The organism is Mesorhizobium sp. WSM4308, assembly GCF_002294905.1.
Classification (GTDB): domain Bacteria; phylum Pseudomonadota; class Alphaproteobacteria; order Rhizobiales; family Rhizobiaceae; genus Mesorhizobium.
In genome coordinates, this window is sequence record NZ_NSFW01000008.1 from 25,842 (window position 1) to 50,811 (window position 24,970).

Below are 24,970 nucleotides of genomic sequence, written 5' to 3' on the forward strand. Positions count from 1 at the left end.
TGGAATGAAGCGCGAGCAGCCAGGGCTGCTCGCCCCACGCACGGCTACATGTGCTGTTCGAGCACGCGCTTCTCGGTGTAAGCCGCCTGCTCTTTCTCGTAGTAGGCGGGCGATGGAAAATCCCACCAGCCGGTGGCAAACGGACCGGCCGCATCGCGAGAGGTTATGACCTCGACTAGCGCCGGGCCGCCACAATCGAGAGCGGCCTTCAGCGATTTCTCCAGATCCTCGTCGGCCGTGACCTTCCAGCTCTCGACGCCGAAGTTCCTCGCGACCGCCGCAATGTCGGCGCTGTAGGGTTCGCCATTACCCTTGTGACGGTTGAATTCCGAGGCGATGTGTCGTCCCATGAACTTGCGCTGACCGCCACGGATCGACATGTAGCCCTGGTTGTTCTGGACCAGGAACACGACAGGAATGTTGTTCATCACGGCGGTACCGAGTTCGGGCAGCGACATCATGAAATCGCCGTCGCCGGTGATGGATACGACCTGACGGTCCGGCATTGCCAGCTTGGCGCCCATTGCGGCGGGAACGGCCCAGCCCATCGGCGAGAATGAGCCGGAGGTGAGGTGGGTCCGCGGCTGGTAGATCGGAAAGGTCTGCTTGACCGCGCCCTGCGTGTTGCCCGAGCCGACAACGACGATGCCGTCGCGACTCATGACCGTGCGTAACGCACCAAGCGGCCGCTGCGACGTGAAGGGCGACTCGCGGCTATCGCGGCGCGGCGCAAGCAGCGCTTCCCAGTCTGCCTTCGCTTTCTGGACATCGGCCAGAAACCTGTCGCGGCGCATGACCGCTTTCTTCGACTCGTCCTCCGAAATCATGGCCAGCATCGCTTCTAGCGTAGCCTTGGCATCGGCCACGATGCCAACCTCCGTCGGATAGTTCTTGCCGATCTCGTGGTGGTCGAGATCGATGTGGATGAGCTTGCCCGGCGGAATCGAGAAGCTGACGCCCTTGGCGTAGGAGGAAGCCGACCAGTCGGTGAAGCGGCAGCCGACCGACATGACGACATCGGCCGATGCAGTAATGCTGTTGCCGCAGGTCGTGCCGGTCTGGCCGACAGCGCCTATGAACAGCGCATGGTCTTCGGAAATGGCGCCCTTGCCGTTCCAGGTAATGGAAACCGCGGCACCCAGCTTTTCGGCGAGCCTCGTGAGCTCTCCCGACGCATTGGCGGAAATCGCACCACCGCCTGCGACGATGACCGGCCGCTCGGCCGACAGCAGCAGCTTCACGGCCCGCTCGACCGCTTTCGGATCCGGGTAGGCAACGCCGCGCGCCATGCGAAGATCTAGCGGATGAATCTCGACATCGGCCGCCTCGACCTGGATGTCCATCGGGACCTCGACATGGACGGGTCCGGGACGGCCGCTCAGCATGGTGTTGAAGGCGCGGTGCATGATGAAGGGCAGTTCGTCGACGCGGCCAGCCTTGTAGGCGCGCTTGGTGACCTGTTCCGTGATGCGAGGGAAAGCGTTCTCGTTCTGCCGCTCGATCTCCTGCATCACGCCGTGACCCTTCATGTGGGTCGCCGGGCCGCCGGAGACAAAAAAGGCGGGAATGGAGTCGGCGTAGCAGGTCGCAAGTCCGATGATTGTGTTCGTCGCGCCAGGACCGATCGATGTGGAGCAGGCCATCGGCCGACCGCTGGCCCGGAAGAAGCCATCGGCCATATGCACGGCGCTCTGCTCATGCATGACCTGGATGAATGGAAGGGTCGACCCCTCTTCCAGGAAGGCGTCAAACAGCGACCAGATGCCGTGGCCAGGAACGCCAGCCACGTACTCGACGCCATACTCCTTGAGTGCCCTTGCAACGATTTGACCGCCCGTCAGCTTCATCTCTATCGACCCTCTGATTTTTGCTCTTTTGCCTCAAGCGGGCTCAAGATGAGGGTCCCTGAAAGCCGGCCCTCGGTGATAGCGCAAGTAGGCAGACAATCGAGGGCTTGTGACAAGTTCGCAGAATGCGTTTCCTTGACGCGAGATGACGCACCATTCGAGAATAAGTGCATCATCCCGTTCGGCCGATCAGCTCTTACGCCAAACGATCAGAAGGATAACGGGCTAACCGCATTCGACATCGACTATCGTGACACGCCGCGTGCCGACAGTAGGAGCACCGAGGCTCGACGGCCGAAGCGACGCAATATGACGCATGTCCGACGTCATCTTGCGAATTAATTCATCGATCCGCGCACTTCCGCCGGCTACGCCCGTGTGGCTTGTTGGTTTCATGACAATTCATACACCAGATACGATGATGAAGAACCAGGCCAGAGACCTATCGTTCGCCGACGACTTCATTTTCGCCATGCTCGTCGAGAACGTCGTCGAATATGACGTCGAGGACGCCGTCGTCGTCAACCTCGGGCCCTTGCCCATGATTACCGGCGATGAGCATCCTGCGGTTGTCCCTGCCTGGAAGTCCACCCAGCTGAAGGGCGGACGCATCAAATCGGCGGAGCGTGCAGCCATACTCAGGGTAAAGAATGCCGTCAATCTCGGCGGCTGCATGTTCCGCGGCTGGGACTGGCTCGGCAACCGCATCAAGAGTTTCCCGCGCGACACGCCGCTTTTCATTTCACCCCAGGACGAGATCGGCACGGTAACCACCGATCCCTATGTGTTCACCAATGAGCGTCTCACAGCGGAGGCACCGCAGACCTTCAGGCTGAAACTCAATCTATGGTGGTCGCCGGGCGATACGGACTGCTTCATCCACAATGAGCATCGGTTCCTGGAAACTCATACCCAGATCCACGGTAGCGGCCGCATGCAGAAGTTCCGGGAACGGGCGGCGTCCACGATCTATGAGGACGTGGTAATGCCGGTCGGCTATTCGCACGATCCATTCTGCCGGGTGACGGGCGAAAACCAATGGACCTATCCCTGGCATCGCTACTATGCCGATACGGATTCGGTCTGGCTGGCGATCGAACTGCATCCCTGAGCGTCATTTCGAAACCTTCTTGCGTCCGGCCAAGGCCACCTCACATCTGGATCATGTCCAGCCCGTCCCCCAGATATTGCAGCGCCTCGCGGGGGATTGCCGGGTCGTTGCGATCCATGACCGTCAGAGCCTTGAGATGCTCCCGGCGCAGTAGGCCTGGCCCACGGTAATGCAGCGCCACTTTGGTCGAGTACGGCTGGCGAAAAACGTTGGCGGCGATACCGCTGGAAATGCCGAACATGAACCGCTTGGCATTGCGCTTCACCTGAGCATAGACGCCAAACGTGAGTTCGTTGCACTGAATGCCCTCGAAATCGGCAGTGAACAGTCGATCGGCAAGTGGAAAGCAGAAGCCGTAATATTTAAAGATGTACTCGGTCTTTCGAGGCGTATCGAAACTCGGGAATCGCTCGACGTAATAGTGCTGCAAAAACTCCCGGTTCCTGTAAATGCAGAATGCGGATTTGAGGACAAATCCCTTGTAGATCGACGAGAACTGATAGCGGTCATAGATACCGGCGATTTCGTTGTCCTGCGAATTGTTCTCGACGATCATATTGGAAATAAACCGCGAAAACTCCGGCAATTGCCGCGCCGTCGCCATGGCATGAAAGAAATTTCCATCCACGAGCGTCCGGAATTCTTCTGGGTCCGAGAAAAGGATGGGCACGCTCAACCCGAAATAGTTGGCGATTATCCGGATGTTGGCTGCCGACGGAACATGAGCCCCGGAAAGATATTTGTTGAACTGCTGGCGATTGACGTTGATCTTGCGGCAGACTGCGGCAACCGAGCCGTGCTGGTCACACAAGGTTCTGAGATTGGCAGCCAACGCGCCAGTGTTCTCGCCAATATACGTCACCGCAGGCCTCTCCAGCAAATATGAAGCAACTAGACGCTACGACTACGCCGAAGTGAGAAGGACTTCAATAGGATGCGAAATTGATGGCGACGCAAGCGGGCTCCATAGTTTGCAAGGTATAGCCGGGAGGGATGTTCAGTGGCAGCAGGCGCCAAGGTGGGTTGGTCCTTCATGGGGACCGGAACCATCGCTACGGAGCTGGTGGTCGAGGCAATCCGATCGGTCGGCCATTCGCCGCTGTGGGTGGTGAGCAGAAGCAGGAGGGATGCCGACCATTTCGCCGTGGATCTTGGCATTCCGCATTCGACGACCGAGCTTGGCCCTGTTCTGCAGGATCCATCGGTCGGGTTCGCCTATATCAGCGCCAGTCTCAAGCGCCGGCCGCACTACATCACCGCGGCAGCCGGTGCGGGCAAACACATTCTGTGCGACGGGCCGATTTCCTGCACCAGCAAGACGGCCAGCGCATTAGTGGAGCTATGCCGGGCCGCGCGGGCGTCGCTGGTGGTCAATCAACGCTTGCGGGCATCGACTATCCATCAAACGATGCGGCGGTTGGTACGGGATGGCGACATCGGCGCGGTTCAATCGATCGTGTTGATACGTGGAGGGCCCTATCAGGCCCCGCCCAACCGAAGAGCCCGGGACTTCAACGATCGTAGCGGAATTTACCTCGACGTCTCCGTCGAGAACATCGACCTGGCGCGTTTCCTGACCGGTGCGGAACCGGTTGAGGCTACTGCCCTGATCACATCGGACGAAATAGTGCCGAGCCAAGCGACCTATATACTCCGGCTCGGCGATGGAAGCCTTTTTCAGGCCCATGAAAGCTTCAGGACCGCCGACATCGAAAGCATGGTGCTCGTGGCGGGCGATAGAGGTGCCCTGATTGCGCAAGGCACGCTGAATGGCCGCACGTCGGGGACGCTGATGCGACGAGCCGACGGCAGGAACGAAGCTGTCCCCGTTCGCGACCACGATGTCCACCTCGCAACCGTTAGAGAATTTGCCAATACGCGCGGCCAAACGCCGTCCTGGTTATCGCAGGGCACCGACAGTGTTATTGCCCTGCGAACTGTCGAAGCCGTCGCCATGTCCGCGAAAAAGCGCCGTACGGTTCCCATTCAAGGCTAGCGCTATCCAACCCAACGATGCTGCACTCGGCAGGGAGTCATGATGAAAAGCAATCCCATCCTGTTCCACTCGCTTGCCGCCCGGCATTCCACGCTCGCCATCGATCTCGACATCGTTCGCAAGATCGGGTTCGACGGGCTGGAAGTCTCGGCCGCCAAGATGCGCGCTTTCCTGGATGCCGGGTTCACGGCCAAGGATCTGAACAAGGCCTTTGACGGCATGTACGTGCCGGGGACGGGCTTCCTTGTCGACATCGAGCGCCAGCGTGAAGGCAGGGCCGCGCTGATGCGCGAAGCCGACAGCCTGTTTCAGCTTGCCGCCAGCGCCGGCATAAAGGGCGTACAGGTCATTACTGGCCCGCTCAGCCTGAAAGCTCTGGATGACGGTTCCGCCGCCGCGACCCCCGGCCTTTACCGCGGTGTCGTCGGTCTGCCGCTCGAGACGCAGATCGATCTCACCGCTTCAAATCTGGCAGCGGTCGCCGACCTTGCGGCACAGTATGGGCTGCTGATCTACCTGGAGGCCCTGTCCTGGACGCCGCTCAACACGATCGACAGGCAGCTTCGGACAATCGAGATCGCCAATCGCGACAATATCCGGCTCGTGATCGACTTCTGGCACTGCTACACGTCCGGTGACACGCCCAAGCGCATCGCTCGGCTGCACAAAGACATTATCTACGGTGTCCACATCTGCGATTCCCTCGCCTATGCCGGCGGCGTCCCTGACGAGAACATGCTGAGGGACGTGCCAACGGGAAACGGCGTGCTGAACCTCAAGGAGTGGGTCGATGCGGTAAAGTCGACCGGCTATGACGGCTGGTGGAGCTGCGAGCTGTTCTGCCGGCGGCAGCATCAGGAAAACAGCTATGACGTGGCCCGCAGCCTCAACGCGCTGATGCGGGACCTTGTCGGCGCCTGACGACCTCATCCCCAGCTACCTGCCCCAACCTACAACTGGAACGCCATGCACAATCTGCCAGACATCTCCTTCTTCCATCGGCTTGCGGATGCAGCCGCGAACGTTGCCCTAGCCTACTATCGCAAGCCGATCGAGGTCGAGGAGAAGGTGAAGCCGGGTTATCGCTTCGACCCGGTGACGATTGCCGACAAGAAGGCGGAACAAGTCATCCGCGCGCTGATCTCAGGAGAATTCCCGGACCATGCGGTGCTTGGCGAGGAGTTTGGCGAAAGCGGCCAAGGACCCGTCAAATGGATCATCGACCCGATCGACGGCACCCGGCCATTCATCTGCGGTATTCCCGTTTGGGGCACCCTTATCGGCCTGACGGTCGATGGAAAGGCCTGCATGGGCATGATGAGCCAGCCCTTTACCGGCGAACGGTTTTGGGCCACGGGGACCGAGGCGTGGACAGGTGGCGCATCAGGCTCGAGCCGACTGCAGACGAAGGCTGCGGGCTCGTTGGCCACCGCGATCCTTCATACCAATTCACCCGACAGGTTTCCGGATTTCCCCGACATCAACTTCGCCCGTCTTAAGGATGCCGCGCTGATGACCCGCTACGGCGGCGAGTGCTATGCCTTCGCGATGCTGGCGGCCGGGCAGATCGACCTTTGCCTCGAGCCCAGCCTGCAGCCCTACGACATCGCGGCGCTGATCCCAATCATCGAACAGGCGGGAGGTGTCGTTACCAATCTGGACGGAAAGTCGGCAGTAGATGGTGGCGCCGTGCTGGCTTCAGCAAACCGCCATTTGCATGAGGAAGCGCTATCACTGATCAACGGCTAGCTGTTGTGCATGGCGGCAATGGACAGCATCATTCTTTGCGAAGCGCCCGCGTAGCCAATGCAACCAGGATAAATGCCGCGGCGATCAGCATGAATGTGACTGACAGAGAAGATGCCTGCGCCACGAAACCGAGCACGGCAGGTCCCAGCAGCAAGCCGGCATAGCCCATCGTCGTCACGATTGACATCGCGCGGCCGGCGAATGCCCCGCCGGAGCGGCCGGCAGCAGCGAATGCCAAAGGCACGAGATTGGCAACGCTAAGACCGCATAGCGCCAAGGCGAGGAAGACGACGACGACGTTGGCTGCCAGCACCAGCAACCCTACCGAAGCCGCACAAATGATCGAACAATAGTACAAGAACCGCGTCGAACCGATGCGGGCGGTGATTGCGTCGCCGAACAGGCGTCCAACAGCCATCATCGTTGCGAAGACCGCGAAACCATAGGCGCCGGCGCTGTCGGTTCCACTGAACATATTGACAATATAGATGGCGCTCCAATCCATGATTCCGCCTTCGCCCATCATGGACAAGAAGGCGATTGCCCCGATTAGATAAAGATACGCTTTCTGCGCACGGTCGAGTCTGCCGCCGCTGCTGGCTCCAGCTTGAAGGGCATCGGCCGGGTCAGCATTTCGCGATGAGCCTAATCTGGCGACGATCGCAAACGTAGCGACGCCGACACCGGTGGCTCCTAGGCAAATCGCCAGCGCCCCGCCGTGAGACAAGATCTGGCCGACAGTGAAAGCGCCGGCCAGATTCCCAAAACTGAACACCGCATGAAACGAAGACATCAGATGCCGGCCGGAGCGGCGCTCCAGAGCGGATGCATCGGTGTTCATCGAGACATCCAGTGTGCCGAAGCCGGAGCCTGCCACAAATACGAGAGAGGCTAGCCAGGCATTGCCCGACACAAATGGGACGATGACAAGCGCTGTGCCGAACGTCAGCGCTCCGCCCAAGCTTAGCGTGCTGCAGCTATAATGCGACGTAAGCCGTCCAACATTCGTCATCGCCACGATGGCGCCCAGCGCGAAGCAGAGAAGGATTAGCCCGAGCTCACCTTTCTCCAGACTGTTCTGAGCACTGAGGACTGGCAGGCAAGAAGCCCAAGACCCGATACCGACGCCGGCGGCGAAGAAAAACAGGTTGCAGAAGAATCGACCGCTGCGTATCGCAGCCGGCATCTCGATAACCCTGTTTGCCAACAGCCTACCTCTTAGAACCGTTCTGACCTCGATACACCGATCGGCTAACGACGTTGCGGGCATTTGACTCCGCGGATGGGTGCCCTGAGCCGTGATCATAGCCAGCCGTCTGAAGGAACAGACGACATCAGTTGAGTTCGCACGGCAACTTCGCAAAGACCCGTTGCCCGACGCACAGCGACGCACTCACCCGCTTGAGTCGGTATCCATTTTTGATCGTCTGTGCCGACTCGGACATCCAATGCTGAGTTTGTTCGGCCGGCGAGCGAACTTGGCTCTCTCTAATGCGACGTCTCAGGAGCCATAATAATGAGCGCATTGACGATGGCAGAGGAATTTTCGGCAAGCTCGAGCCATCCACAACGCGCAGATGTTCAGTCCCGTCGGCGCGCATGGCCAGGGCCCGATGATCACGGGACGCGTGCCGGTCACCGAAAACCCTCGCACACGAGCGTCTGGTGTTCACTGAAACGAAAATCGGCCCCAGCACAGAACGCGCTTCGGATTAGACGGTTTGCCCAAGTGCCGGGGACGAGCTTGAACTGACGCTGCTGCGCAACAGGCTTCACCGAAGAGCGGGTCGAGACGGTGTCAGATGGAATATAGGCCGTGCCGTTGGCGTCAGAAAGGCTGAAGGGCTTTTACAATGCTGGCTCCGGCTCGCACTAGATCGTCGAGATGGCTTATTGGCGCATCGTGCTGGAGGACTAGACAGTCGATCTCACTTATCTCGGATACGCGGTGCGGCGCTCTCACCTCTAGCTTATCCGTCGTAGCCAGGGCGATAGTATATCCCCTGGTAGCCACCAGAGCCCGCTTGAAGGTAGCGTCTGCAATGTCGAATGCACTAAGGCCGAATGTTGGAGAAACCGAACAGACGCCGATAAAGGATCTGTCGATGTTCATCTGCGCAAGACTTCCTATAGCCGTGGCATCGACGCAACCGCCGACAGCAAGATCGACTGTCCCGCCGAGCATAATGAGGTTCAGGTCCTGTCTTCGCAGCGCTGCGCCGGCAATATCTATGGAATTGGTGGCCAAGGTCAGATCGTAGCCTTTCGGCAAGAAATCGATCAGCGCCAGATTGGTGCTACCGCTGTCCAGAAATATGAATTCTCCAGGCTCGATCATTGTCGCGGCGGTTTGCGCAAGCGCCTGCTTTTGTCGATGCTGGGTGTCCATTCGGACTGACATTGGAACACTGCTTGCAAGAAGTGGGAGTGCTCCGCCATAGACGCGGCGACAGCGCCCCGCTGCTGCAATCGCCCGCAAGTCCCGTCGTATGGCGTCTTCGGAGATATCGAACTCGACCGCAAGTGCCGCGGATACGACAGCCTGCCCCTGGCCGATGACTTGGACTCCATGGCCACCATGCACGGCGATAGCGTTGCTGCGGTGGCAATTGATGCGCTTAACGCCGGATGCGATTCCTATTGCTCGCTGATACCGGCACCCAACTGGACGAGATCGCGGATGCAATCGAAACAGCAGCTCGGTTGGAAACGATTTCAGCCGAGGCGTTAGCAAAATCTGCTACCAAGGTTCGACAGCTGTCACGCAAATATGAGGCGCAAAACTTCCATTCGGTAGAAGATAAATGCGGTCAGCGAGTCGCTGGATCAGCTTCTTGAATCAATTTGGGCGAACCGCCTCATAACCAACTGGCAAATAACTATTATGTTAGTCGCCGAGGGACAGGATTTTCAATAGAAACTCAAGGTTTTAGCGGCCGGTTCGCCAATCTATGTCCGCCGTATGTTCTCGCATGCACTGCCGAACCATAAATCAAGAGGAGGAATGCCCCCTCCCGGAGGCATACACGGTTCGCGCGCGTTGAATGCAAACGCGCCTTCCGAGCTAATCCGGCGACACCGCGCTAGGTTTGACCCGAGACCAGGCCTCGCTCGGCGATAAAATCCCGCCTCGCCGCGTCTCGCGCCAGCGCCTCAACGATTCGCTTCAATAGTTCATCCTTGTGAGGGCCGGCCAAATCGAGAATGGTTTCCACCTCGACGCCGTCGGCCGTAAAGAATCGAACTGGGGAGTCTTTTTTCTTTCGCACCATAGTGAGCCCATCAAACTGCGTTTGGAATAAAAGCAGCGCCGTACCAAGGCATTGCGAGACCAAAAAGGACGCGTGAAATACCCTAAGGCATTCGCATCTGGCTGTCGCCAATCTCCCACCCTGCCGCTGCTTCTTCAACCCTATCGAGCAATCGTCGGCATTCACATCATCCGTCTGGGATGAGTATCGTGGGCAAGCCGTCCCGCTGCACGCTTTCCCGCACGCGTGTGTCGCAGGCATTCCGGCGTTGAGATGGATGCGCTAAGAATCTCTGCAAGCGAGCTAACCAATCGTCACGCGCAAGATGCAGATGCGTTGGCCAAAAGAACAGAACGGAACGGAGATGTTGGTATGCCGTGTCCAGGCGACCTTCGACACCACCGAGTACCCCCTCGCCGGGACAGTGGCGCGCGATGTTGGGGTGACACGGCGTAGGCCAATTTTCGAACGAACAAGGGATGGTAGCGCTCTCCCGACTCGAACCCACGCAGCCGCGGTCTGCTATCCAATTTTCACGCCGTCACCGCCGTTTGCCGCATTGGCCGGACAGATCCATTCCAGGCATAGCAAGGAAAGCGTAGCGTGATTGCTTCTTAGGTGAATGCTCCACTGTCGCGGAACTCAGCCCGCGAGGCGATGTGCAGCGAGAAAAACAATGAAACGCGCACTTGGCGGGCTCCTGCTGTTCGGCATTAATCGAGAACAGGCAGCGGTAGCTATCGGCGTCAGTCCAACGACGTTCGACCAGATGGTCGCGGATGGCCGTATGCCACAACCGCGGATGCCCAGCAAAGAGCGCTATGTCTGGGACGTGAAGGAACTGGCAGAGGCATTCGGGCGGCTACCACACCGCAACAGCAAACTTGACGGGGTGTCCTCCAGCGATAATCCTTGGGATCGCAGATGATGGACGTGGCGAGCACCATGGTGAAATTCAATCTGAAAGGCGTTGTCGACGGGATCGGCACGGCAATATCCGGCTGTACTTCCGCGCACCGGGAAGAAAAAAGATCCGCCTGCGAGAAAAGCCAGGTTCAGCCGAGTTCCACGAAGAAGTGCGCTGTGCGCGAGATGGCGTTCCTTATGCTTCGGCTCAGAATGTGGTCAGGCCTGTAGTGAGGCCAGTGGCCCCCGGGGGCAGTCTGATGTGGCTTTGCCAAGAATATTTCCGGCGCGGTGGCGCAGAGGTCGGCGAAGGCACGATGCTTCGACGACGAACAATACTCGAAGGCGTTTGCAAACTGCCTCACCCGCTGAGCGGGCCAGTCAATCCGGACTTCTCGACGAAGGGTTCATTACCATACGCGGCCATGAAGCGGGCTCACGTCAAGGAGCTCCGTGATACCCGGTCAGACGCCCCGGGAGCAGCCAACAATATTACAAAAGCCATTAGCGCGATGTTCGCTTGGGCCAAGGATGCCGAGATGGTCGAGGTCAATCCGGCAAACGGAATAAAGCGCCTGACTTCGGGCAATGGCGAAGGTTTCCACACATGGGAAGTGTCGGAGATCGTCTAGTATGAGAAACGGCATGCGCGCGGCACCATGGCTCGTATGGCGCTGGCGATTTTCATGTTCACAGGTTTGCGACTGTCCGATGCAGCAATCTTCGGCAGACAACACATTACCCAGGTTCGCAACAAGGATACCGGGATTTGGGAGAAGTGGATCAGGATCAAGCCTGGCAAGACCGACAAGAGCAAGGTGCGCAAGGAAGCGATTGTCGTCGAACTGCCTCTGCTCCCAGAACTCGAGGATGAACTTTCCGTCGCCCCGGCCGGCAACCTGACATTCCTCGTCACCGAGTATGGTCGGCCTTTCTCGGAAAACGGCCTTGGTAACAAGATGCGCCAATGGTGCGATGAAGCGGGGCTCCCGGGCTGCAGCGCCCACGGGGTCCGCAAGGCAGGCGCCACCGTTGCCGCAGAAAACGGTGCCACGCATGAACAGCTGAAGGCGATTTACGGCTGGACGACGTATCAGCAGCCCGATCATTACATCCGCAAGGCACGCCGCCGGATAGTGGCGCAGTCTGCCCGGACGCTTCTGGTATTCGATCGAAACGAGAACGAAAATGTCCCACTTTTGGAGGGGGTGGAAGAGAGTGGGACAAAAAAGTACAGAAAACCCAATTAAATCAACGGCAGCGAAAGCCAATGGTGGGCCCGGAGGGACTCGAACCCCCAACCAAGCGGTTATGAGCCGCCGGCTCTAACCATTGAGCTACAGGCCCCACGCGGGATGGATTAGTGTTTTTCGCTTTCCGGCACAAGGCTTTCCCGACGGGCTTTCGCGGATCGCCCAAATCACCCCATAATCGCGCTCTACGCGACCTGTGCGACTGGATCGCAGACCAAGGAGATTTTCATGACCAGACATCTTTTGCCCCTCGCGCTCGCCGCTTCAGTCGCTTTTCCGGCGATGGCTGGAGCCGCCGATTCGCCGACGCCCGCCCGCATCATTGTTTCGGGTGAAGGCGAAGCGACCACTCCTCCCGACCTGGCTTTGCTGTCGCTCAGCGTGATGCGCGAAGCCAAGACGGCGCGTGCCGCCCTCGATGCCAACAACGACGCCATGGCCGCCGTGATCGCTGCGATGAAGGCGGCGGGCATCAAGGATCGCGACCTGCAGACGGCGGGCATCCAGATCAACCCGCGCTACAACTACACCAACAAACCCGATGGGAGCCAGGAAGCCGAGTTCGTCGCCTACCAGGTGACCAACACGCTTTCGGTGCGCGTGCGCGACATCGACAAGACAGGCGAGATCCTCGACAAGGCTGTTTCGCTCGGCGTCAACCAGGGCGGCGGCATCGCCTTCACCAATGACGATCCGGCGGCCACCGTCACCGAAGCGCGCAAGAAAGCGGTGGCCGACGCCATGGCCAAGGCTAAGACGCTTGCCGCGGCGGCCGGCGTCAGCCTCGGCAAGGTGCTCGAGATCACGGATCAGAACATCAGGCCGGCACCGATGCCGATCAACGCCAAGGCTTTCGACGCCGCGGCAGGCGCCGCGCCGGTGCAGGCCGGCGAGAACGCCTACAACGTCCAGGTGACTGTCACCTTCGAACTGAACTAACCAGCGTCGACAATCCATGGCGGGGCTCTTCGCCCAGCCATGGATTGTCCGCCGGCGCGCATGAAAAACCCCGCGGGATCGTTCCCGCGGGGTTTTTTTCGAGCCGCGCCCGCCCGATGGGACAGGGGCTCCGCTAGTCCAGGCTCATCTTCGAAGAAGATGATGCCTCCAGACCGACCTTCGCAGAAGGTCGTGTCTCCAGACTGCCCCCCCTAGGGGTCATGTCTCCAGGCTCATCTTCGAAGAAGAGGATGCCGCTCCGATTTGCAGCTTCAGCGATAGATAACCGGGCAACCGCGTTGGTTGGCGAACACGATGACGACGCGGTCGCCGTCCTGGCGGCCCATGACCTTGACCACGCGGCGGTTGACGTCGACGATGCGGGCCCGGTAGAGGCCCATGTGCTCCGCCTTGTCGAGGGCGCGATCCGGCGAACAGCCGCGGCGCCAGCCGTCGCGGCGCCAATCGTCACCCCGCCAGTCGTCGCGGCGCTCATCGCGGCGATGCCGATAGCCGTCGTCGCCGGTATAGACGCCGAAGCGCGGATCCTGGTTGTTGCCGAAGCCGAGATAGAGACTGTCGGCATGGGCAGGAATGGCCGTCAGCGCGCCGAGGCCGACCAGGGCCGAGAGCGCTGCCGTTTTCACCGTGTTGAACATGGTCTTCTCCTTGTTGCGGGCTTGTGCCCGTCCTCTTGAAAGCGATGATGGGAGAATGCGCCAGCCTGGCTGAACTGTTTACGAACCCGCCGTTCATCTGCGGTTCATGTGGCGGGAAAAGGAAATCGTCGCCAGGTTTCGGACAATGCGCGCCCAAAAATTCCTGCTCGTGTTCCTTGTCGGGAGCCGTATTGAGGCGGACCTCAAGGCTCGTCGTCGAGCATATAGTCAAAATAATCTTCGGGCTCGGCTAGATCGGTTTCGCTCGCCTTGACCCGGCCGCGCATCGAGATGCCGGCCTCATGCACGGTCTCCGCACTGCCCGACACCAGCCGGTGCCACCAATAGAGGTCGCGACCCTCGGCCACCAGCCGGTAGGCGCAGGTGCTTGGCAGCCAGCTGATGGTACGCACATTCTGCGGCGTCAGCCCGACGCAATCGGGGACGCGCGCCAGCCGGTTGGCGTAGTCTGAACAGCGGCAGGTCTGCGCGTCGAACAGCCGGCAGCCGACACTGGTCCAGTAGATCTCGCCGGTATCCTCGTCCTCGAGCTTCGACAGGCAGCATTTGCCGCAGCCATCGCACAGCGATTCCCACTCGGCCGGGCTCATCTGCTCCAGCGTCTTTGTTTTCCAGAACGGCGTTTTCATTTTGGGGATGTGGCCCCAGCCGCCGCCGAGGTCAAGCGCGACGACGGTTGAAATGCGGCCGCAACCCGCCCGAATGACATGAAGTTGCCTTCAAAAGGCCGGCCAATCGCCCTGTACGGTGTCTATCCCCGCCAAACCGGAACCAATCGGGCTAAGATCGGTTTCGGCAAGGATGGGACCCCACAAGGAGAGTTTTCGATGAAACGCCAACCATGGATTCTGGCAGGCACCGCACTTGGCCTGTTGATGGCATCCGCGCCGTTGGGCGCGTTCCCGCTTCAGGGAAGTGCCTCGTTCGGCCCCATGCAAGGTGGTGGAACGCCGCTGATCCTGGCACAGGACGCACCGACCGACGAGGCGCAGCCGGCCGACCAGGAGCAGCCGCGCAAGAAGAAGCGCGATCAGCAGGCCCGACAGGCGCCGGCCGAGCAGGCAGCCCCGGCCGCCGAACAGCCTGCTCCGCCCGCCGAGGAGCAGCAGCCCCGCAAGAAGAAGCACGAACAGCAGCAACAGGCCGAGCAGGCGCCGGCCGAGCAGGCGGCACCCGCCGAAGAGCAACAGCCGCGCAAGAAGAAGCACGAACAGCAGCAACAGGCCGAGCAGGCGCCGGCCGAGCAGGCGGCACCCGCCGAAGAGCAGCAGCCGCGCAGGAAGAAGCGCGACCAGCAGCAACAGGCCGAGCAGGCGCCGGCCGAACAGGCGGCACCCGTCGAAGAGCAGCAGCCGCGCAGGAAGAAGCGCGACCAGCAGCAGCAGCAGACCGAGCAGGTGCCGGCCGAGCAGGCGGCACCCGTCGAAGAGCAGCAGCCGCGCAGGAAGAAGCGCGACCAGCAGCAGCAGACCGAACAGGCGCCGGCTGAACAGGCGGCACCCGCCGAGGAGCAGCAGCCGCGCAGGAAGAAGCGCGACCAGCAGCAGCAGACCGAACAGGCACCGGCCGAACAGGCTCCGGCTGGTGAGGCACAGCCCGCCAACGACAACCAGCCAGTCAAGCCCGGCAGGAAACACAAGCAGGATCAGCAGAAGGAGGCGCCTGCTGCCCCTGCAGTGACGCCGGAAGCCGCCCCTGCGCCGAAAGAAGCTCCGGCCGGCGAAGCAGTGACGTCGAAGGTTGAACCCGCGCCTGCCGGCGAACAGCCGGTCCAGGGCGAGCAGCCCCAGGACAAGACAAAGAAGCACGGCAGGAAGCCGGCGGGCGAACAGCCCGCGAATGGCGAGCAGCCGGCGACAGGCGAACAGCCGCAGACCGGCAAGCAGCCCGCGACGGGCGAGCAACCGGCCAATGGCGTGAAGCCGGCAACCGGTGAACAGCCCGCCAATGGCAACACGGCCGCGCCTGCCCAGGGCGAAAACCCCGTGCAGGGCGAAGCGCCCGCCGACAAGAACGCTGCGCCCATCCTCGACAGCCAGAAGGATGCCCAGCGCAAGGGCGGCGGCCGCAAGCATGGCGACCAGAACGGCCAGCAGAATGGCGAACAGCAGAATGGTGGCCAGAACGCCCAGCAAGGCGGCGACCAGGGCCAGAAGCCGGCGGTCGCTCCTGTCGACCAAGGCCCGCCTCCAACCGACGACAAGTCAGCCCAGCAAGCGATCAAGCCTGAAACGCTCGTCCCGGTAACGGAAGAGAAGGGCAAGCGCCTCGACCGGGCCCCCGACGAGAACATCCGCGACCGCCGTCGTCCCAAGGGCGTCGACGTGCTCAAGGAGATCGGCGACCGCGTCATCATCCAGCTCGGCGGCCAGACGATCGTGCAGAGCAATGAGGGCTCGCGGATGAACCGCGGCGCCAAGGACGTCTATTACGAGGATCTGTCGCAGGGCCGTACACGCGAGACGGTCCAGCGCGACAATGGCGTCCAGATCGTCACCATCCGCAACCGTTACGGCGATGTCATCCAGCGTTCGCGCATCACGCCGGATGGGCGCGAATATGTGCTGAGCTATGTCGACGAGCGGGACTATCAGGATGAGGGCGACTGGCGCGATCCCGGCGACGACCTGCCGCCGATGCGGCTCACCATCCCGCGCCGCGATTACATCCTGGATTCGGAGGATGTCGAGAGTCCCGACGACTACTACACCTTCCTCGACCAGCCGCCGGTGGAGAGGGTCCAGCGTCTCTATTCGATCGACGAGGTCAAGCGTTCGGCCCGCGTGCGCGACATTGCACGCCGCGTCGACCTCGACACGCTGAACTTCGAATTCGGCTCCTCCTCGATCTCCGACACCGAGGTGCAGAAGCTCGAGGGCGTCGCTAGCGCCATGGAGAAACTGCTGAAGAAGAACCCGGCCGAGACCTTCCTGATCGAGGGCCACACCGACGCCGTCGGCACGCCGGAAGCGAACCTTGCTCTGTCGGACCGCCGCGCCGAAGCGGTTGCCGAAGCGCTGACCAATGCCTTTGGCATCCCGCCGGAGAACCTGACGACGCAAGGCTATGGCGAGCAGTATCTGAAGGTCAACACCTCGGCACCCAACCGCGAGAACCGGCGTGTCGCCATCCGCCGCATCACCTCGCTGGTGGCACCGGTCGCCAGCAACAATTAGGTCATGATTTCAAAACCATGACCTGGTTTGCGGACTCAATGCGAAAAGCACCCATCCCCGGCTCGATCGGGGATGGGAAAGGCTCGGGTCCAGCCCCCGGGCTCAAGAAGATTTGTACCGGCATCGGAAGCGGCTCATTGAATCACAGGCTTGCTGACCCCAGATTCAGGGCTGGGCGTTCCCTGCCCCGTCCCGACTCCAGCGGGACGTATTGAGCCCCGCCGGCCCTCTCCGGCGGGGTTTTTTGCTTTGGATCCATCTTGCAAAGAGCGACGGCCTGGTCTGACCATCATCCACCTCGCCTTCGTCGTCTCGGCGCTGATGCTGGCCTATATCGATCGGCTTATGGGTCTGAGCAAAGGCAAGAAGGGCAAGGCAGGCTGACCCTCGTCACAGACTGGCCAAGGTGGCCCCGACTTCGTCATCCTAGGGCGGAGCAGCCGCGTAGCGGCGTCGCGAAGACCCTAGGATCCATTCCGTGCTCTAGGCCGTAGAGTGCGGCGGCGCAGAATTCTGCACCGTGGCGACACGCCAGAGTCCCGGCATGGATTCTGGGGTCTGCGCCGCGTCGCTTCGCTCCTTGCTTCGCCCCAGAATGACGAAACTGTTGGAGCCAATCTCGAAGTGATGTGTCCTGCGTTGACGAGCTAGTAGATGCTCTTGATCTTGCTGTCCGTGCGGGCGAACACCTCGTCGGGCACGAAAAAATCGCCTGCCAGCGGTCCGGCCGCGCCGGGCGCATAGATCGAAAAGTCGCCGACGCCCTCGGCGCGCAGCACTTCTTCGTCGATGTAGAAATTGCCGGATGCCTCGCGCGACGGCCGCATGAAGATGGCGTGCGCGGCGTCGGCCATGATGTCGGGCGAACGGCTCATCGCCGCGACCGTCGCACCGCCGAGCAGGTTGCGCACCGCCGCCGTGTCGATGGTCGAGATCGGCCACAGCGAATTGACCGCGATGCCGTCCTTGGCGAACTCCGCGCTCATCCCCAGCGTGCACATCGACATGCCGAACTTGGCCATGGTGTAGGCGACATGGTTCTTGAACCACTTGGCCTTCATGTCGAGCGGCGGCGCCAGATTCAGGATGTGAGGATTATCGGCTAACTTCAGGTGTGGAATGCACATTTTGGAGACCAGGAAGGTGCCGCGCGTGTTGATCTGATGCATCAGGTCGTAGCGCTTCATGTCGGTCTCCAGCGTGCCGGTGAGCTGGATGGCGCTGGCATTGTTGACGCAGATATCGATGCCGCCGAATTTCTCCACCGTCTTTGCAACAGCCTCGGCCACCTGCGCCTCCTCGCGGATGTCGCACAGCACAGGCAGCGCCTTGCCGCCGGCCTGCTCGATCTCCTGCGCCGCGCTGTAGATCGTGCCCGGCAGCTTGGGATGCGGTTCGGCGGTCTTGGCGGCGATCGTCACATTGGCGCCGTCGCGCGCCGCCCGCAGCGCGATCGCCAGCCCGATGCCGCGCGACCCGCCGGAGATGAACAGCGTCTTTCCCTTGAGCGACATTTATCCTCCGCTTCCCTGATATCTCTTCGTCCGCGCGATCCTTGCCCGTGCCGCTGCCGGATACAAGGGCCTGGGGTGCCGTCGGATGGTGACGTTGGGGAGGCTTCGTTCGCTGCCGGCCTGTTGGACTTTCGCGATCGGTCCCTATATCTTCTATACAGAGAGGTGGAATATATAATGGCTCTATCGATCAAGAACATGGAAGTCGAGCAACTGGCGCGCGAGCTTGCCCGCCGCCGTCGGATCTCGGTGACGGAAGCGATCCGCCAGAGCCTCGAGCGTGAGGTGGCGCGCGAGCGGCTGGTGCCACGCGACAAGGGCGATGATCTTTTCCGGCGCTTGATGGCGATCTCTGACAGCGCCGGCCAGATCCCAAAACGCGAAAACGCTATGACTGAGGACGAGATTCTCGGTTACGATGAGCTTGGAATCCCGACGCGATGATTATCGATTCATCCGCGCTTGTCGCTGTTCTGCGCGCCGAACCAGGTCACGACCAATTTGTCCAGGCTATCACCAGTGCCCAGAGAAGGCTTATTGCCTCTCCAACCCTGTTGGAGACAACGATGGTGCTTGTTGGAGGTTGGCAGGACGAGATTGCCGATCTTCTCGATGCTTTCCTTCGCGTTGCCTCGATCGAGACAATCTCGTTCACGGCCGACCATGCAGCCGTGGCCCGTCAGGCCTTCCTGCGCTACGGGAAGGGTCGGCATCCGGCCGCGCTCAATTTCGGCGATTGCATCGCTTATGCCGTAGCCCGGCTCGAGGCCATGCCGCTACTGTTCAAAGGCAATGATTTCCGCCTGACAGATATCGAGGCGGCGGTTTGATCTGCAGCTAAACCAGCACCAGCCCCTGCCGCATCGCAATCGCAATGGCATCGGTGCGGTTGGCCGCCCCCAGCTTGATCAGGATCGCCGCGACGTGGAATTTCGCCGTGTGAACGGAAATGTTGAGTCGCCGCGCGATCACCTTGTTGGGCGCGCCTTCGGCGAGCAGCGCCAGCACTTCGGCCTCGCGCGGCGACAGCGCTGGCCGGGCGGCATGCTCGTCCAGGACGTCATCCTCGAACGGCTCGCCCGTATGGAAATCCTCATGGTGTCCGCTTCTGCCCTCGCCCGTGACGCGATAGCCGGCCGCCGCCAGCCGCGCCGCCGCGGCGATCAGCAGATCGTCGGCGCCCGCGGGAATGACCGCAAACACCTCACCGGCGGGCCGCCCGCCGCCGGTGCGTCCTGACAGCAGCACGCGCGGTGTGGAGGCCGGCACGGCATCTCCGCTCCTGTCATCGATGATGGCGACATCGGCCCTGCCGCCGCCGGCCGCCACCGGCAGCAGGTCGTCGCTGGCGGCAAGCGTGGCGGCCAGGCGCTCGGCGCGCGCGGCATCGCCAAGCGCAATCAGCACCACCAGTTGCCGCGAAGCGGCCCTGTTGCTCACGATCCGGTCGCCGGCGAGCGTTTCCATCAATCCTCTCAGCTCAGCGGCTTTTCGCCGATGGTCAATGTCACGTCGCGCTGTTCACCGCCACGCACCACGCCAAGCGTCACGGAAGCACCGGCGCTGTCAGGGCCGAGCCGACGGATCAGGTCGCGCGGGCCATGCACGGCCTCGCCGTTCCACGCCACGATGATGTCGCCCAGCGACAGGCCGGCGGCCTTGGCCGGACCGGCGTCGTCGAGGCTCATCACCATCGCGCCATGGGCGTCGCGGTCGCGCACCGGATGGAGGCCAGCGCCGAGATAGCCGCGCGCGACGTGGCCCTTTTCACGCAATGTCGCCACCGCCCGCTCGATCGTCTCATAGGGCATGACCAGCGCACGGCCGCGCGGCCCGAACAACAGCATGCCGATCAGCGCGCCCTTGGCGTCCAGCACCGGGCCGCCCTCGAAGCGGCCGCCGGCGCCGACAGCCAGATGGATGCGCCTGTCGATCGTGCCGCCGCGCATCGAGCGCCAGGCCGGCCCGACTTCACCGACCGAGCCCGACACCGCCAGCGCCGAGCCCTGGCTGTTGCCGATGGCGATGGCAATGTTGCCCGGCCGAACGGCATCGGCCCTGGCAAGGATAGGCACGCCGGCCGCATCCGCGGGCTTCAACAGGGCAACGCCCGTCGACGGGTCGCGGCCGACCAGTTCGGCCTTCACCGTCCCGCCAGAGGCCAGCGTCAGCTCGATCTCCTCGCCGGCCTCGACAGCCTCCTCGGCGGTGACGAAATAGCCGTCGCTCCAGTGGAAGGCGCTTGCCGTGCGATGGTGGTGGGTGGCGAAGCTCGCCATTGCTGGCGCCGCCTTGGCGGCAAGGTCGGCAACGGCTTGCGAAAATGCATTCAAATTGAAATCACTCATGGATGTCTCCTGGGGTTCGTCATGTCCCAGATATCGCCCGACGGCGCCCCTGGAGGTACTCGCCTGACGGCTAGTTGGCGGTTTGACTGGCCATCTGGTCAGGTCGCGGCCGTTCCAGCCGCTCCGCACATATAGTCACGATCAAGCCTGAAAACACGGAGCCCATCCATGGCCCTCGCCATCGCCAATTTCCAATCTGACGAGACGCTGCTCGACGCCTATTCGATGACGGTGGCGGACGCGGTCGACCGCATCGGCCCGGCCGTCTGCCGAATCGAGCGCATTGGCGGCCAGGGCGGCCATGGCTCCGGCTTCGTCATCGCGCCGGACGGGCTGGTCGTCACCAATTTCCATGTCGTCGGAGATGCCAGGACGGTGCGCGTATCGATGCCCGACGGCGCCTCAAGCGAGGGTCGCGTGCTCGGCCGCGATCCCGACACCGATATCGCGCTGGTGCGCGCCGATGGCAGCTTCACTGACGTCGCGCCGCTCGGCGATTCCAAGCGGCTGCGGCGCGGCCAGATCGCCATCGCCATCGGCAATCCGCTCGGCTTCGAATGGACGGTCACCTCGGGTGTCGTCTCGGCGCTGGGCCGCTCGATGCGCGCTTCGACCGGCCGGCTGATCGACGACGTCATCCAGACCGATGCCGCGCTCAATCCCGGCAATTCCGGCGGGCCGCTGGTGTCGTCGGCCGGCGAGGTCATCGGCGTCAACACCGCCATGATCCACGGCGCGCAAGGCATTGCCTTCGCGGTCGCCTCCAACACCGCCAATTTCGTCATTTCGGAGATCATCCGCTTCGGCCGCGTGCGGCGCGCCTTCATCGGCGTCTCCGCCGACACCACCAATCTGCCGCGCCGCGCGGCGCTGTTGTCGCAAGTGTCGACCAGCACGGCCGTGCGGCTGCGCAGCGTCGAAAAGAACGGCCCGGCGGCCAAGGCGGGGCTGAAGGAGGGTGACATCATCGCGGCAATCGACGGCCGCCCGGTCACCGGCGTCGACGACCTCGTGCGCATGCTCGACGCCGAGCGCATCGGCCGCGAGACGCTGTGCACGGTGGTACGCCGCACCGGCGTCAGCCAGGTGGCGGTAACGCCGGTGGCAAGGGCTGGCTAACGGAGATCAGGACTGCTCGCTCGGAGCCGGTTTCTTCGATGGCGCAACATCGATCAACTGACCGCTCGCTGGTGGCAGTATCTGCCGAAGTTTCAGGATGTGCACCGTTGTGATGGTACAGTCCTGCCATTCCTGATCGCCCTGAAACCTGAGGATCGCCATCACTTCGGCCTTCGCCTTCAGCGCGACCAAAAACGCATCGGTGTTTTCGACAGGCAGATGAGGGACTGTCTCGTCTGGCTGGTTGAGCAAACGATTGGCGAGGCCCGGATAGCTGCTCAGCGTGAACCAGCTTTTCGGCCATTCGATCATCAGGATGATCCACAAGGCCAGGATCTTCCATTCGGTCGAGCCGGGTTGCACGCTCTGCTCGATGCGGCCGACCTCTTGCAACAGCGTGATGGCGTTGATGATGCGCTTGATCTGGCGGGGGTTGGCTGGCAGCACGCTGGAGAGCGCCTCCAGCCGATGCCGGGTCGCCGCTTCGGCCGTTTTGTCGGTGGCGGCACGCAAGGACAGCCTACGGTCGAAATCGGTCAGCAAGACGTCGGTGACCGCGGCGCTTACCGGGCTTGCGATGATCTCTTCGCGGACAGTCTGCGCGGCACTTTCGCGACTAAGGGCCTCGTTCTGTTGCAACACGCTGTCCACCTTGAACTCGAACTCGCCGCGCATCGAGGCATCCGCCTTGAAGACGACATCGAGCGGAAGTCCGCCTCGACCGGATACCGCCTTCTTCACCCCCAGTAGATCCCTCACATAGGTGCGGCGGGCAGCATCCGAAATGTCCGGCAGCACGAAGGAGAACTGGATCGCCTTTTCGGCGAAGCGGGCGCCGAATTCATGTTCCGGTCCGACGTGAATTCCCTTCATCGCCTCGTTGACCTTGGTGAAACACTCCTCGATCCAGTCGCGGTCACCCAGCAGGATGAACACCAGACGCGGACTTTTGAGAATGGTCTGCATGCCGCGGATCAACTCGACGACGAATGTCGGCTCGCAACGGTCGAGATCATCGACGACCACCAGAACCGGTCGCTTGAGCAATGCCATCATTTTCGCAAAATGCGCCCGGAACCGGTCGAGCGGATCGCCTGAACCCAAAGCGTAATTCTTGGCCGCGTCCGGTGTGCCGGACAGCAAGGTCGAACTTAGCGCCGACAGCACGGTCCAGATCAGCGGCGCCCCTCCCACCAGCGCGGCGATGGCAACGGAAACGAATGGACCCAGACTGGTGGTGTTCGCGTTGAAAGCCCCCTTGTCATCGAGGTTGAGTAGGCCAAGACGAAAGAAAAGGATGACAGCGGCAATACCCAGTGCGGTAACCGCCACCTTGTTGCGGATATCGGGCGTCCACACGCGCCAGACCATTTCGCGCAACCAGCACCAGGACCAATCCGCCGTCCGCAACCATGGTGGAAGATAGCCTTGCCCGACCGCCGGCGGTTGCGGCACCGCTGGCCCGTTGAGCAGCGGATTGCCCGATGCGTCGGTCGCGGGCGCTGGTTCGACCAGCAAGTCCTCGGCATAGATGGCGTCGGTCGTCTGTTTGCGGATCGCTTGATAAAAAACCCACCATGGCGGCAGCACGTGCTGATGCTGCCAGGCGTTGAAGGTGACGATGTGCCAGGGGCGCCGATAGGATTCCGGCCAGAAATTTGGATCGCCGAGCGGCAGGCCCAGCATCCAGGCCGGCGGTGGGCCGGCCACCTTGTACGGGTTGAGCAGATGGATCAGGAAATTGGCAAAACTGGTCTTGCCGCCGCCCCAAGGTGCATCGATGTGCACGACGAAGCCGGGCGGCGGTTCCCTGGCCCTCCGTTTGGGCCAGATACCGGTCCAGCGCGCACTGTTGCCGCGATAACTGTCCCCAGGATTTTCCTGGTTGAGCTGATCCCAGACTTGATTGAGCCGCCCCGCCAGCACGAAGGCCAGGTCCGAGCGGCTGAGAAAATCCACATCGGGATCGGTGGAATCATCGAGGAAACTGGTTTCAATGGCGGATGTCTCGGGCGGCGGTGATTCCAGCGGCGTAGTTGACGTGGTCGGTTTGACTTCCGATTCCAGCGTTGGATTAGGATTGGCAACGGGATCCTTCTTGCCCTCCGGGGCCTCGGCGGCGCTGCCGATAGACACGTCAGCAGGTGCGTTCTGTCTTCTGCTTCGACGTTTGCGTGCGGTAGCGGTTTGCGAAGATCCAATCGTGCTGGACTGCGGAATTGCTTCCAGGCCGTCCAAAGCACCACGTTCATTGGCGGAGTCTCCGGAACCCCGACCCGCACGCCAGCTTGCTATATCTGCATTCACCTTGGTCGGGTCTCGACTCCACCACGTGTCGGATTGCAGAGCTACGCGGAGGTCGACAGTCTCGCCAAAATAAGTTGTTGGCCTAGCCCGATGACTGTTCGGCAAAATCGCGCGATACCATTCTATCCAAAGTTTGAAACCTGCTCTGGACAGATCAGGATCTTTAGCCATGTTGTCGAAGGGCGCGCGCACCCAAGGCGGAAAATTGGCCTGAAATCTCGAATCGCCGCGCACATCAATCAACCACAGCGGCTCGTTGATCAGCGCGCGAGCAGCTTCCGCCGCGCCGAAGCTTTCCAGCTCAGACAAGAAGGACACATCGGAAGCAACACTCTCCCTTATCTGAGCCGCCCCGACGCTGCTCGCAACGGCGCTACCGGCATCTGCCGCGAGCCCAGCAGTGATCGCTGCGGAACTTCTCGTTCCACTACCGCCGACAGCCGTCACCGCAGCTTGGCTGACCGCGGCTGGCGCAGCGCTGTGGGGGTTGCCGCCGACCACCATGGAATCGGCAACGGCAATGCCAGACTGAGCGGCATCCGAACTGGCTGACCCCGCATCTTGCGTCGGATATCTACGCGCAAACCAGGATATAAACGCAGCTCGAAAGACAGCCAGAAGCAAGCGTTCACGAGAAATCGGCGCATCGGCATTCGCCAACGGCAGCACTCTCAGTGCAAGCCGCGCCGCGATTGCCTCCGCCCATTCCGGCGGCTTGTCCGCCAGCCAGTTCTCAAGCCCTTCTCGACTGCCAACGTTGATCCGGTCCTCCAC

At 61.6% G+C, this 24,970-nt stretch carries 23 protein-coding genes, 1 tRNA gene and 1 pseudogene; 13 read left to right on the plus strand and 12 right to left on the minus strand.

All coding sequences use genetic code 11. The features are described from left to right. Positions 1-44: 44 nt before the first annotated feature. On the minus strand, positions 45-1,847 hold the full coding sequence (locus CK227_RS15970) for a thiamine pyrophosphate-binding protein (RefSeq protein ID WP_095773687.1): 1,803 nt from the start codon (positions 1,845-1,847) through the stop codon (positions 45-47). 316 nt (positions 1,848-2,163) lie between these two features. On the opposite strand from CK227_RS15970, the gene CK227_RS15975 reads away from it, so the two are divergent. Then, complete coding sequence (locus CK227_RS15975) at positions 2,164-2,958, plus strand: hypothetical protein (RefSeq protein WP_245318158.1); 795 nt, start codon at positions 2,164-2,166, stop codon at positions 2,956-2,958. Positions 2,959-2,998: 40 nt separating this feature from the next. Here CK227_RS15975 and CK227_RS15980 read toward each other — a convergent pair whose 3' ends face one another. Beyond that, complete coding sequence (locus CK227_RS15980; protein WP_095773686.1) at positions 2,999-3,820, minus strand: helix-turn-helix transcriptional regulator; 822 nt, start codon at positions 3,818-3,820, stop codon at positions 2,999-3,001. Between the two features lie 138 nt (positions 3,821-3,958). Between CK227_RS15980 and CK227_RS15985 the strand changes: the two genes are divergently transcribed. From CK227_RS15985 to hisN, 3 genes are read left to right on the plus strand one after another with little or no spacing between them, the layout of a single operon-like run. Then, complete coding sequence (locus CK227_RS15985) at positions 3,959-4,954, plus strand: Gfo/Idh/MocA family oxidoreductase (protein ID WP_245318157.1); 996 nt, start codon at positions 3,959-3,961, stop codon at positions 4,952-4,954. A 42-nt stretch (positions 4,955-4,996) separates the two neighbouring features. Then, a complete protein-coding gene (locus CK227_RS15990; RefSeq protein ID WP_245318156.1) occupies positions 4,997-5,875 on the plus strand; it encodes a sugar phosphate isomerase/epimerase family protein in 879 nt (292 codons plus the stop codon). A 45-nt stretch (positions 5,876-5,920) separates the two neighbouring features. After that, complete coding sequence (hisN, locus tag CK227_RS15995) at positions 5,921-6,703, plus strand: histidinol-phosphatase (RefSeq protein ID WP_095773684.1); 783 nt, start codon at positions 5,921-5,923, stop codon at positions 6,701-6,703. A 28-nt stretch (positions 6,704-6,731) separates the two neighbouring features. Here hisN and CK227_RS16000 read toward each other — a convergent pair whose 3' ends face one another. From CK227_RS16000 to CK227_RS37820, 3 genes and pseudogenes are all read right to left on the minus strand, one after another. Continuing rightward, complete coding sequence (locus CK227_RS16000) at positions 6,732-7,910, minus strand: MFS transporter (protein ID WP_245318155.1); 1,179 nt, start codon at positions 7,908-7,910, stop codon at positions 6,732-6,734. Positions 7,911-8,531: 621 nt separating this feature from the next. Beyond that, the gene (locus tag CK227_RS16005) at positions 8,532-9,092 is read right to left on the minus strand and encodes a DeoR/GlpR family DNA-binding transcription regulator (protein WP_245318164.1); all 561 of its coding nucleotides are present in this window, start codon (positions 9,090-9,092) and stop codon (positions 8,532-8,534) included. Between the two features lie 51 nt (positions 9,093-9,143). Continuing rightward, a pseudogene (locus tag CK227_RS37820) lies at positions 9,144-9,287 on the minus strand (DeoR family transcriptional regulator); the annotation flags it as partial. 56 nt (positions 9,288-9,343) lie between these two features. Here CK227_RS37820 and CK227_RS36745 point away from each other — a divergent pair. The 3 genes from CK227_RS36745 to CK227_RS37300 all read left to right on the plus strand — a co-directional run bounded on the left by CK227_RS36745 (position 9,344) and on the right by CK227_RS37300 (position 12,110). Then, positions 9,344-9,541 (plus strand): hypothetical protein, encoded by a 198-nt coding sequence (locus tag CK227_RS36745; RefSeq protein ID WP_179296458.1) that lies wholly within the window; start codon positions 9,344-9,346, stop codon positions 9,539-9,541. A 1,089-nt stretch (positions 9,542-10,630) separates the two neighbouring features. Beyond that, positions 10,631-10,882: a hypothetical protein gene (locus CK227_RS16015; RefSeq protein WP_095773681.1), complete on the plus strand. Its 252-nt coding sequence runs from the start codon at positions 10,631-10,633 to the stop codon at positions 10,880-10,882. 637 nt (positions 10,883-11,519) lie between these two features. After that, positions 11,520-12,110: a tyrosine-type recombinase/integrase gene (locus CK227_RS37300; RefSeq protein ID WP_245318154.1), complete on the plus strand. Its 591-nt coding sequence runs from the start codon at positions 11,520-11,522 to the stop codon at positions 12,108-12,110. 21 nt (positions 12,111-12,131) lie between these two features. Here the strand turns inward: CK227_RS37300 and CK227_RS16030 are convergent. After that, positions 12,132-12,207 (minus strand) — tRNA-Ile (locus CK227_RS16030). A gap of 134 nt (positions 12,208-12,341) precedes the next feature. Here CK227_RS16030 and CK227_RS16035 point away from each other — a divergent pair. Then, positions 12,342-13,052 (plus strand): SIMPL domain-containing protein, encoded by a 711-nt coding sequence (locus CK227_RS16035; protein WP_095773679.1) that lies wholly within the window; start codon positions 12,342-12,344, stop codon positions 13,050-13,052. Between the two features lie 272 nt (positions 13,053-13,324). On the opposite strand, the gene CK227_RS16040 is transcribed toward CK227_RS16035, so the two are convergent. Both CK227_RS16040 and CK227_RS16045 read right to left on the minus strand, forming a co-directional pair. Next, positions 13,325-13,711, minus strand: a complete 387-nt coding sequence (locus CK227_RS16040; RefSeq protein ID WP_095773678.1) for a hypothetical protein — start codon at positions 13,709-13,711, stop codon at positions 13,325-13,327. Between the two features lie 203 nt (positions 13,712-13,914). After that, complete coding sequence (locus tag CK227_RS16045) at positions 13,915-14,361, minus strand: YcgN family cysteine cluster protein (protein WP_095773677.1); 447 nt, start codon at positions 14,359-14,361, stop codon at positions 13,915-13,917. Positions 14,362-14,559: 198 nt separating this feature from the next. Between CK227_RS16045 and CK227_RS16050 the strand changes: the two genes are divergently transcribed. After that, complete coding sequence (locus tag CK227_RS16050; protein ID WP_095773676.1) at positions 14,560-16,908, plus strand: OmpA family protein; 2,349 nt, start codon at positions 14,560-14,562, stop codon at positions 16,906-16,908. A 249-nt stretch (positions 16,909-17,157) separates the two neighbouring features. Then, complete coding sequence (locus tag CK227_RS37825; RefSeq protein WP_280951033.1) at positions 17,158-17,292, plus strand: hypothetical protein; 135 nt, start codon at positions 17,158-17,160, stop codon at positions 17,290-17,292. 263 nt (positions 17,293-17,555) lie between these two features. Here CK227_RS37825 and CK227_RS16060 read toward each other — a convergent pair whose 3' ends face one another. Continuing rightward, entirely contained in the window at positions 17,556-18,422 is an 867-nt protein-coding gene (locus CK227_RS16060) for an NAD(P)-dependent oxidoreductase (protein ID WP_095773675.1), read from the minus strand. Positions 18,423-18,599: 177 nt separating this feature from the next. Between CK227_RS16060 and CK227_RS16065 the strand changes: the two genes are divergently transcribed. Both CK227_RS16065 and CK227_RS16070 read left to right on the plus strand, forming a co-directional pair. After that, entirely contained in the window at positions 18,600-18,866 is a 267-nt protein-coding gene (locus tag CK227_RS16065) for a type II toxin-antitoxin system VapB family antitoxin (protein WP_095773734.1), read from the plus strand. Beyond that, positions 18,863-19,252: a type II toxin-antitoxin system VapC family toxin gene (locus tag CK227_RS16070; protein WP_095773674.1), complete on the plus strand. Its 390-nt coding sequence runs from the start codon at positions 18,863-18,865 to the stop codon at positions 19,250-19,252. The genes CK227_RS16065 and CK227_RS16070 overlap by 4 nt, the downstream gene beginning before the upstream one ends. Positions 19,253-19,259: 7 nt before the next feature. Here the strand turns inward: CK227_RS16070 and CK227_RS16075 are convergent, their stop codons facing one another. Continuing rightward, positions 19,260-19,889, minus strand: a complete 630-nt coding sequence (locus tag CK227_RS16075) for a helix-turn-helix transcriptional regulator (protein WP_095773673.1) — start codon at positions 19,887-19,889, stop codon at positions 19,260-19,262. Positions 19,890-19,897: 8 nt separating this feature from the next. Further along, positions 19,898-20,770 (minus strand): S1C family serine protease, encoded by an 873-nt coding sequence (locus tag CK227_RS16080; protein WP_095773672.1) that lies wholly within the window; start codon positions 20,768-20,770, stop codon positions 19,898-19,900. A 168-nt stretch (positions 20,771-20,938) separates the two neighbouring features. On the opposite strand from CK227_RS16080, the gene CK227_RS16085 reads away from it, so the two are divergent. Beyond that, on the plus strand, positions 20,939-21,889 hold the full coding sequence (locus CK227_RS16085; protein WP_095773671.1) for a trypsin-like peptidase domain-containing protein: 951 nt from the start codon (positions 20,939-20,941) through the stop codon (positions 21,887-21,889). 6 nt (positions 21,890-21,895) lie between these two features. Here the strand turns inward: CK227_RS16085 and CK227_RS16090 are convergent, their stop codons facing one another. Then, entirely contained in the window at positions 21,896-24,970 is a 3,075-nt protein-coding gene (locus tag CK227_RS16090) for a P-loop NTPase fold protein (RefSeq protein ID WP_143750505.1), read from the minus strand.

Bases quoted from the DNA above. Each gene is read 5' to 3' on its own strand.
- CK227_RS15990 (WP_245318156.1), top strand. From the start codon at position 4,997: ATGAAAAGCAATCCCATCCTGTTCCACTCGCTTGCCGCCCGGCATTCC.
- CK227_RS15970 (WP_095773687.1), bottom strand. From the start codon at position 1,847: ATGAAGCTGACGGGCGGTCAAATCGTTGCAAGGGCACTCAAGGAGTAT.
- CK227_RS16060 (WP_095773675.1), bottom strand. From the start codon at position 18,422: ATGTCGCTCAAGGGAAAGACGCTGTTCATCTCCGGCGGGTCGCGCGGC.
- CK227_RS16005 (WP_245318164.1), bottom strand. From the start codon at position 9,092: ATGGACACCCAGCATCGACAAAAGCAGGCGCTTGCGCAAACCGCCGCG.
- CK227_RS16015 (WP_095773681.1), top strand. From the start codon at position 10,631: ATGAAACGCGCACTTGGCGGGCTCCTGCTGTTCGGCATTAATCGAGAA.
- CK227_RS37300 (WP_245318154.1), top strand. From the start codon at position 11,520: ATGGCTCGTATGGCGCTGGCGATTTTCATGTTCACAGGTTTGCGACTG.
- CK227_RS16040 (WP_095773678.1), bottom strand. From the start codon at position 13,711: ATGTTCAACACGGTGAAAACGGCAGCGCTCTCGGCCCTGGTCGGCCTC.
- CK227_RS16085 (WP_095773671.1), top strand. From the start codon at position 20,939: ATGGCCCTCGCCATCGCCAATTTCCAATCTGACGAGACGCTGCTCGAC.
- CK227_RS16065 (WP_095773734.1), top strand. From the start codon at position 18,600: ATGGCTCTATCGATCAAGAACATGGAAGTCGAGCAACTGGCGCGCGAG.
- CK227_RS16075 (WP_095773673.1), bottom strand. From the start codon at position 19,889: ATGGAAACGCTCGCCGGCGACCGGATCGTGAGCAACAGGGCCGCTTCG.
- hisN (WP_095773684.1), top strand. From the start codon at position 5,921: ATGCACAATCTGCCAGACATCTCCTTCTTCCATCGGCTTGCGGATGCA.
- CK227_RS16070 (WP_095773674.1), top strand. From the start codon at position 18,863: ATGATTATCGATTCATCCGCGCTTGTCGCTGTTCTGCGCGCCGAACCA.
- CK227_RS16050 (WP_095773676.1), top strand. From the start codon at position 14,560: ATGAAACGCCAACCATGGATTCTGGCAGGCACCGCACTTGGCCTGTTG.
- CK227_RS16045 (WP_095773677.1), bottom strand. From the start codon at position 14,361: ATGAAAACGCCGTTCTGGAAAACAAAGACGCTGGAGCAGATGAGCCCG.
- CK227_RS16035 (WP_095773679.1), top strand. From the start codon at position 12,342: ATGACCAGACATCTTTTGCCCCTCGCGCTCGCCGCTTCAGTCGCTTTT.
- CK227_RS15975 (WP_245318158.1), top strand. From the start codon at position 2,164: ATGTCCGACGTCATCTTGCGAATTAATTCATCGATCCGCGCACTTCCG.
- CK227_RS16080 (WP_095773672.1), bottom strand. From the start codon at position 20,770: ATGAGTGATTTCAATTTGAATGCATTTTCGCAAGCCGTTGCCGACCTT.